This is a genomic window from Aquabacterium sp., assembly GCF_035476535.1.
Lineage (GTDB): Bacteria > Pseudomonadota > Gammaproteobacteria > Burkholderiales > Burkholderiaceae_C > Pseudaquabacterium.
In genome coordinates, this window is sequence record NZ_DATILJ010000084.1 from 112,115 (window position 1) to 118,783 (window position 6,669).

At 69.1% G+C, this 6,669-nt stretch carries 6 protein-coding genes; 1 reads left to right on the forward strand and 5 read right to left on the reverse strand.

Translation table 11 applies throughout. The features are described from left to right. Nucleotides 1–17: 17 nt before the first annotated feature. The 4 genes from otsB to pal form a co-directional block, all read right to left on the reverse strand. Complete coding sequence (otsB, locus tag VLK61_RS08660; RefSeq protein ID WP_325420184.1) at nucleotides 18–788, reverse strand: trehalose-phosphatase; 771 nt, start codon at nucleotides 786–788, stop codon at nucleotides 18–20. Nucleotides 789–799: 11 nt separating this feature from the next. Further along, complete coding sequence (locus VLK61_RS08665; protein ID WP_325420186.1) at nucleotides 800–3,163, reverse strand: trehalose-6-phosphate synthase; 2,364 nt, start codon at nucleotides 3,161–3,163, stop codon at nucleotides 800–802. A 234-nt stretch (nucleotides 3,164–3,397) separates the two neighbouring features. Continuing rightward, complete coding sequence (locus VLK61_RS08670; RefSeq protein ID WP_325420188.1) at nucleotides 3,398–3,907, reverse strand: MarR family winged helix-turn-helix transcriptional regulator; 510 nt, start codon at nucleotides 3,905–3,907, stop codon at nucleotides 3,398–3,400. Nucleotides 3,908–3,910: 3 nt separating this feature from the next. After that, the gene (gene pal, locus VLK61_RS08675; RefSeq protein ID WP_325420190.1) at nucleotides 3,911–4,471 is read right to left on the reverse strand and encodes a peptidoglycan-associated lipoprotein Pal; all 561 of its coding nucleotides are present in this window, start codon (nucleotides 4,469–4,471) and stop codon (nucleotides 3,911–3,913) included. A gap of 139 nt (nucleotides 4,472–4,610) precedes the next feature. On the opposite strand from pal, the gene VLK61_RS08680 reads away from it, so the two are divergent. After that, nucleotides 4,611–6,104, forward strand: coding sequence for a glycine betaine ABC transporter substrate-binding protein (locus VLK61_RS08680; RefSeq protein ID WP_414636787.1), 1,494 nt, complete (start codon nucleotides 4,611–4,613; stop codon nucleotides 6,102–6,104). On the opposite strand, the gene VLK61_RS08685 is transcribed toward VLK61_RS08680, so the two are convergent. Then, nucleotides 6,105–6,669: hypothetical protein (locus tag VLK61_RS08685; RefSeq protein WP_325420192.1), on the reverse strand; the 565-nt coding region annotated here is incomplete at its 5' end. It lies immediately after the preceding gene.

Below are 6,669 nucleotides of genomic sequence, written 5' to 3' on the forward strand. Positions count from 1 at the left end.
CGGCCTCGCGGGCGGCATCAGCCGGTAGATTGCGCCGCCAGCAGCAGCACGATGCGCTCGAGCATCAGCGCCACCTCTTCGTGGCCTTCGATGTAGAAGCGGGCCAGCGTCGGCGTCGTGCTGCGGCCCACGCGCACCGTGATCCAACTGGGCGGCGCAATCACGAAGACCGGCTCGTCGTTGACATCGTCGCCGGCGAACAAGGCGCAGCCGGCGCCACTGCGGTCCACCAGCTTGCGCATCGCATCGCCCTTGTGGGGAGCATGCAGCGCGGTGACGTTGACCACCATCTTGCCGGGAAAGACGTGCAGCGTGCTGCCGTACGGCGCCAGCACTGCCTCGATCAGCGCGCGGGCCTGCTTGCGGATGTGCGACAGGCGGTAGTGCAGCGCGATGGACTGCCGCTTGTCCTCGATCACGATGCCGCAGGCGGTGAGCGCCGTGCTGCGCGCCTGCAGTTGCAGGCGCACGCCGTTCAGCGCCTCCATGCGCGCCACGCTGCCACGTGGGTCGGCATCGTCCTCGCCGCCGTGGTTGCCCACCACGTAGTGCGGCTCGAAGCCCAGGCGCAGGCGCACGTCGTCGATCGCGCGGCCGGTGATGATGGCCACCGGTAGCACCTTGGCCACCGCGCGCAGCCGCTCGGCGACCAACGCTGGAATCTGCGCGTCGTCGGGGCGCGCGACGATGGGGGCCAGCGTGCCGTCGAAGTCGAAGGCCATCAGCGGGTTGCTGCGCAGGGCGGTGGCCAGTTGCGCATGGCCTTCGTCGCTGAACAGGTGCCGCATCGTTCTGGCTTTCAGCCGGCGTGGCGCCGCACGCGGGCCTCGATGCGGGCGCGCAGGCGCCAGCGGCCGGCATCGGCCAGCATGCGGCCGGCCCAGCGGAAGACGTTGAACTCCCGCACGGTGCTGCGCAGGCTGGCCATGCGTTCACGCTGCTCACCGGCCGGCATGGTGGCCGCGCGGTTCAGCGCATCGGCGGTTTCTTCCACGTGGTACGGGTTCACGATCAAGGCTTCAGACAGTTCACGCGCGGCGCCGGCAAAGCGGCTCAGCACCAGCACGCCCTGCAAGTCGTCCCGCGCGGCGACGAACTCCTTGCACACCAGGTTCATGCCATCGTGCAGGCTGGTCACCACGCAGACATTGGCGGCGCGCAGCAACTCCATCACCGCATCATGCTCATGGTGCTGCGCCAGCAGGTGCACCGGCTGGTATCCGGCCCGGCCGAAACGCTGGTTGATGCGCTCCGTCACCCGTTGCACGCGCTCCTGGAAGCTGCGGTACTCGTCGAGCGAACTGCGGGTGGGGGCGGCCACCTGCACGAAGACGAAGCGGCCGATCCAGTCCGGCCACTTTTCCAGCAGCCGTTCCACCGCATTCAGGCGCTCGAGAATGCCCTTGGTGTAGTCGAAGCGGTCCACCCCCACGGCCAGGCAGACGTCCGGCGGCAGGCCCAGGCGTTCAATCACCCGGCGGCGGCATTCGGCCACCGGCGCCCAGGCGCTGGTTTCGGCCGCGGGCGGCCATTCGATCGAGATCGGGTAGCTCTCGACCAGCGTTTCCTTTTCGTGGAAGGCGATCGTCGAATGTTCGTGTTCGATGCGCGCCTCGAGGTAGCGGTCCACCGTCTCGATGAAGTTCTTGCAGTGGAAACGGGTGTGGAAGCCCAGGATGGTGCTGCCCAGCATGCCGGTCAGGATCTCGCGGCGCCAGGGGCAGATGCCGAAGGATTCGGGATTCGGCCAGGGGATGTGCCAGAAGGTCAGGATGGTGGCTTGCGGCAGCTTTTCGCGGATCATCGCCGGCAGCAGCGCAAAGTGGTAGTCCTGCACCAGCACCACCGGGTCTTCGCTGCGCGCCTCGGCGATCACTGCGTCGGCGAAACGCTGGTTGACTTTGCGGTAGGCCTCCCAGTCGGACTCGCGGAACACCGGCCGCACATGGGCCACGTGGCACAGTGGCCACATGCCTTCGTTGGCGAAGCCATAGTAATAACCCTGTTCTTCCTCGGCCGTGAGCCAGATGCGGCGCAGCCAGTAGTCGTCGTGACCGGGCGGCACCAGCACGCGGTCGGAGGCATCGACGGCCTCCCGGTCGGCGCCGCCGCTGCCATGCGCCACCCAGGTGCCGGAGCAGGCACGCATCACCGGCTCCACCGCCGTCACCAGGCCGCTGGCGGGTTGCTTGACGATCAGCTGGCCGGCCTTGTCGCGCTCGTGGATGTAGGGCTCGCGGTTGGAGACCACGATCACCTGGTCGCCGCTGAGCTGGCTGTTCAGCAGGGAGCGCAGGCGGTCGGCGGTCCATTCGGCCTCGGGGCCCTGGGCGCGGCGGTACTCGTCTTCCAGGTCGCGCAGGCGGGCGCGCAGGTCGTCGGCAAACGGTGCCAGCTCCGGCGGCGGCAGCAGCGGGCTGAGCAGGCCTTCGCCCCGCATGATGGCCTGCACACCCTTGACCCAGCCGCGCCAGCTGAGCTGGGCCACGGCCATCGTGATCACCGCGATCACCAGGCCCAGCGCGGTGATCAGGCCGATCAGGTAGCGCCGCGTGTCCTGGCTGCGCCGGTCGATGAAGCTCATGTCGTGCAGCAGCACCAGCTGGCCTGCCAGCATCGGGCCGGTGGGCGCCGGTCGGGCCCCCGCGGGCAGCAGCGGCAGCGAGGTGCTGGCTGGCACATCGGCCAGGTCGGGCGGGCCGCTGGTCAAGGGGCCGCCTTCGGCCGCGGTGGCTGGCGCCGGGGCATGGCCCATGATCGACTGCACGCCCACATGCACCGGCCCGCCCGGCAGCGACAGGCGCGGCTCCGGCAGCCGCGCCAGATCGATCGCGGCATCGCAAGACAGGCTGGCCGGGAAGCGGTCGGTGCTTTGCAGCAACTGGCCGTCGGGGCTGCACAGGCCGATGGCGAACAAACGCTCGTCCTGGGCCGTGCGATCGAACAGTGTGCGCAGCTTGGCCGTGCGGCCACTGGCCAGCGCTTCGGCCACTGAATCGGACAGCGCATTGGTCAGCAGCATGCCCCGGCTGTTGAGGTCACGGCTGAACCAGCGCAGCGTGACCTGGTCCATCAGCGGCACAGCCAGGTAGGACGCACCGACCAGCGTGGCCAGCAGCGGCAGCAGGAACCGCAGCTGCAGGCGGATGGTCTTCAATGCCATGACCCGTCAATGCAAGAGCCTCGAACACAAGGCCCAGTATCGAATCGGTGCACCGCTTCTCCTTGTTAGATTTGAACAAATGCAGTGACTGTCCGTTGGTCGGACGAGTCTGGAAGTAAAAGGTTCACGATGCCGATGTCGCAGCCCTCCGCCTCCCCACGGTCACGGCGTCGTGGCAGGGCAAACGGCGTTCCCGGGTGCACTGGCCGGCCACGGTGCGGTGGGGCGCTCTGTTCAGCCGGCGCGGTGTGGCAGTGAGTCCCGGGCGAGCGGCACACCGCCCGCCAGCCCGTCCGGCGCCAGGGCCTTGACCAGCACGGCCAGGTCCTTGTCCAGTCGGACGAGCATCTTCTGGTCCAGCCGCGCCAGGGCGTCGGGCAGCGCGCCATGAAACGGTCCCGGCACTTTGCGCAGCACGCGCGTGCCGGCAGGCAGCATGCGCAGCTGCACCGTGCGCCGGTCAGCGCCTTCCTTGCGGGCCGAGATCAGGTGCAACGCCACCAGCGCCTTCACCAGGTTGCTGGCGGTGGACTGGTGCACGCCCATCGCCCGGGCCAGGTCGTTGACGCCCAGGCCCGGCTGCTCGCGGATCACGCTCAGCGCCCAGACCTGGGCGCCGCCTATGCCGGCGCGTTTCTCGACCTGCTGGAAATGCGTCTTGACGGCATTGAGGACAACCCGAAACCGCCGCAACACCCGCGCGACGGGTTCGCTGATGTCCTGGCGCCGCGGTGTTGTCGGCAAGGCCTACCGACTGGGATAGGCCAGGTCGGCGCGGCGGTTCTGCGCCCAGGCCGATTCATCGTGGCCGGCGGCCCGGGGGCGCTCTTCGCCCCAGCTGACGGCTTCCATGCGCGTTTCCGGCACGCCGTAGATCTTCAAGGCCCGCAGCACCGATTGCGCGCGGCGCTGGCCCAGCGCCAGGTTGTATTCGGTGCTACCGCGCTCGTCGGTGTTGCCTTCGATCTTGATGGCCAGCGCCTGGTTCGTCGACAGGTACTTGGCATGCCGCTCGATCAGCGACATGTCGCTCTGCTTGATGGCGTCGTCGTCGAACTCGAAGAACACGCTGCGGTTGCTGGCAATGCTGTTGTTCGGATCCAGGTGCGCCGCCAACACCACCGGGCGCACCGGCGAGGTGGCCACCGGCTGGGGCTGGGCCGTGGAGGGCGTGGCCACCGGCGGCGTGGTCGTGGGTGTCGGCGTTGCGGTGGCCACCGGCGCCTGGGTGGCCTCCGGCGTGCTGCTACAGGCACCGAGCAAGGCAACAGCGGCCACAACCAGCAACCGGGACGGGATGATCTTCATGGGGTACTCCTTGCGTGTGTGCAGACGGCAGATGGTAGAGCGTGAGAAAGGCGAAGTCTATTTGGGCCAATGCATCCGTTAAGCTGCCCGCGTGCTGCCGGACCACTGCCTTCGCCGCCTGCCTGCCCCGGGGTCTGCCCTGGTGCTTGCGCTGTGCCTGCTGGCCGCCTGTTTGCTGGCGGCCGTGGGGCCGGCCCGCGCCGAGGGGCCGCTGCGCATCGGCTCGAAGCGCTTTACCGAGTCTTACATCCTGGCCCAGGTGCTGGCGCAAACCGCGCAGCTGCATGCACCGGTGGAGGTGAGGCAAGGCCTGGGCAACACGGCCATCGTCTACGAAGCGCTGCGCAGCGGCAGCATCGACGTATATGCCGAGTACACCGGCACCATCGCGCTGGAAATTCTGAAGAACAGCCAGCCTGCGACACTGGCGACGCTGCAGGCGCAGTTGCGGCCGCTGGGCCTGGGTGTCGACGTGCCGCTGGGCTTCAACGACGGCTATGCACTGGCGATGCGGGCCGACGTGGCGCAGCGCCTGGGCATTCAGAAACTGTCCGACCTGGCGCGCCAGCCGGCACTGCGGCTGGGCCTGAGCAATGAATTCATCGGCCGCGCCGACGGCTGGAAAGGCCTGGCGCAACGCTACGGCCTCCCGCAGCAACCGACCGGGCTGGACCATGGGCTGGCCTACGACGCGATTGCCGGCGGCCAGGTGGACGTGATCGACATCTACACCACCGACGCCAAGATCGACCACCTGGGCCTGCGCGTGCTGCAGGACGATGTTGCGTACTTTCCGAGATATGACGCGGTGCTGCTGTACCGGCTGGACCTGCCGCAGCGCTTTCCGGCGGCCTGGGCCGCACTGCAGCGGCTGCGCGGCAGCATCGACGAGCCACGCATGATCGCGATGAACGCCCGTGCCGAACTACAGGGTGTGGCCTTCGACGTGATCGCCCGCGAGCACCTGGCCGGCAGCGGCGCGCAGGCCGATGCGGCACGTGGCTTCTGGGCCAAGCTGTGGGGGCCGGATCTGCTGCGGCTGACCGGCCAGCACCTGGGCCTGGTCTTCGCCGCGGTGCTGCTGGCGGTGGTGTTGGGCGTGCCGCTGGCCACCGCGGTGGCCGCGCATGCCCGCGCGCGTGCGCTGGTACTGGGCCTCACCGGCGTGCTGCAGACCGTGCCGTCGCTGGCGATGCTGGCGGTGCTGATCTCGCTGCTCGGGCGCATCGGTACCGGCCCGGCCCTGGTGGCGCTGACGCTGTATGCGCTGCTGCCGATCATGCGCAACACCTGCACTGGCCTGGCAGAGGTGCCGGCGGGGCTGAAGCTCGCGGCGCAGGCGCTCGGGCTGACGCCGCGCCAACGCCTGCGCACGGTGGAACTGCCGCTGGCGCTGCCGGTGATCGTGGCCGGCATCCGCACTGCCGCGACGATCTCGGTCGGCACCGCGACGATCGCCGCCTTCATCGGCGCCGGCGGTTATGGCGAGCGCATCGTCACCGGGCTGGCCTTGAACGACAAGGCGCTGCTGCTGGCCGGCGCCGTGCCGGCGGCCTTGCTGGCCTTGCTGCTGGAAGGGCTGTTCGAGTTGATGGAGCGGCGTCTCGCTCGCCGCGATGGCGCAGGGCGCTAGTCAGGCGGCGCGCCATTCCTTGGCATCGATCTGCGGGAAACACACCTTGCACGTGCCGCCGACCTTCAGGCCGCCGATGTAGGCCAGGCCCTGCGCGTCCAGCCGGCCCTCGCGAATCTCGCCGCCGGGCAATTCGATCTTGTAGGCCTGGTCGGGCACCGGCAGATCCTGGTCGTCGACCAGCGTGATCTGGATCCAGTGGTCTTCCTCCTCCTGCTTGCCGGCCAACTGGGACGGCGTGGCGGCCTCGGCGCCGCCTGCACTGCGCAGGTTCAGCGTCGCCTCGACGATGTGGATGAGCAGCATGCCGCCGGTGGCCTGCGCCGGCCGCCAGACCTCGGGCAGCAGCGGCACCGCTTCCGCGATGGCCTGGGCTTCGTCGGCCGACAGCGCGGGCGAGGCCGCCAGGCGGATCATCAGCTGCCGGGCCTGCGCTTGTGGCACGACCTGGAAACGTTCGTCATCGCTGCCACGCAACACCGCCCAATCACGCGCGCTGACGATGCGCAGGCGCTCGCCCTCGAAGTGAAAGGTGTGGGACGTGACGCGCAGGCGGCGGACGAGC